Source organism: Streptosporangium sp. G11 (assembly GCF_051192615.1).
GTDB lineage: Bacteria > Actinomycetota > Actinomycetes > Streptosporangiales > Streptosporangiaceae > Streptosporangium.
The window spans coordinates 1-1,644 of the sequence record NZ_JBPJUQ010000266.1; the positions used below are offsets into that span (position 1 = coordinate 1).

The 1,644-nt window shown below is 67.7% G+C and carries 1 protein-coding gene; it reads left to right on the forward strand.

Features of this window, described 5'->3' with window-relative positions; genetic code table 11:
- The first annotated feature begins 187 nt into the window (after window positions 1-187).
- Window positions 188-1,450 (forward strand): IS110 family transposase, encoded by a 1,263-nt coding sequence (locus tag ACSDR0_RS50440; protein ID WP_435296103.1) that lies wholly within the window; start codon window positions 188-190, stop codon window positions 1,448-1,450.
- Window positions 1,451-1,644: the final 194 nt, after the last annotated feature.

Consider the following 1,644-nt stretch of genomic DNA (forward strand, 5'->3'; position numbering starts at 1 on the left):
GGGGGGGAGCTGTCCGTCGACGTCGGCCGGTTCATTGGTGCATGCAAGCCCGTCAAAAGACTGACGCGGGAGCCTTGGGGGGTACCCCCCAGTGTCGCGTGCGAGCACGCATATCAGATTCCCGTTCCGATTGAGGCTCCCCGGACAGCTCCGCTCGTGTCCCTTCGATCGATCGTAGGAGTGCAGGATGCGGATCGTCTACGAACGGGCCGCTGGTCTGGACGTGCACCTGAAGACGATTCAGGCGTGCGTGGACCTGCCCGATTCCGCCGGCAACAAGGACCGTGCTCAGTCAGAGCGCGAGTTCACCACGTTCACCGACGCGCTGGAGGAGCTGGCGCGCTGGCTGGCCGACCAGCACGTCCAGGTGGTGGCGATGGAGGCCACCGGGTGCTACTGGAAGCCGATCTGGTACACGCTGGAACGGCACCTGCCCGGCGTCAGGCTGATCCTGGTCAATCCCGAGCTGGTCAAGCGGCTGCCGGGCCGCAAAACCGATCGGGTGGACGCCGCGTGGCTGGCCGAGCTGGCCGCCTGCGGGCTGCTCAGGGGCAGCCTGGTGCCCGATCAGCACATCCGGCAACTGCGCAATCTCACCCGCTACCGGCGCAAGCTGGTCAAGCAGCGCGCCGCCGAGACCCAGCGGGTGCTCAACGTGCTGGAGGACGCCGGGATCAAGCTCGGCGTCGTGGTGAGCAACATCCTCGGCGTCGCCTCCCGGCGCATGCTCGCCGAGCTGATCGCCGGGGAGCGTGACGTAGAGGTCCTGGCCGACCTGGCGCTGGGCAAGATGCGCGCCAAGATCGCCGACCTGCGGCGGGCCACCACGGGCCACTTCACCGACCATCACGCCGCCCTGCTGGCCGCTCAACTCGACCACATCGACTACCTCGACGCTCTGATCACCGGGATCGAAAGTCAGGTAGACGAGCTCATGGCGCCGTTCGCCGAGACCGCCGCGCACCTGATCACCATCCCCGGGTTCGGCAAACGCGTCATCGAGGTCGTCATCGCCCAGACCACCGGCGACATGAGCCACTTCCCCTCCGAACACCACCTGGCCTCCTGGGCCTGCATGTGCCCGGGCAACAACCAGTCCGGCGGCAAACGCAAATCGGGCAAGACCCGCAAGGGCAACCCCGTCCTGCGCGAGGCGCTGGTCGAGGCGGCCTGGGCCGCCACCCACACCAGCACCTACCACGCCGCGCTCTACCGGCGCATGCTCCGCCACCTCGGCAACAACCCCACCGGCCGCAAGCAGGCCGCCGTGGCCGTCGGCCACTCCCTGCTGTGTGCCGCCTACCACGTCGTCAAGAACGGCGTGGACTACCACGACCTCGGCGCCGACTACTTCAGCCGCCACCACGACCCCGACCGGGAAGCCGCCCGCCTGATCAAGAAGATCGAAAAACTCACCGGCAAGAAGGTCATCCTGGACCAGACCGCCTGACCCGAACCCGCGCACAACCCAAGACCGGCCCGGTCAGCGGTGCATCTACGCGGAACGGGAGGCAGCACCACGCCAACCGGTCGGCCGATCCTTCACACTTCACCTGAGTGCCCATAGCGTGCGCACAACCCCGCAACCCTCTGCCGGCCGGGGTCCGCTGCCGCCTGCCCAGCCGGGGCCAGTTTCATATCAGA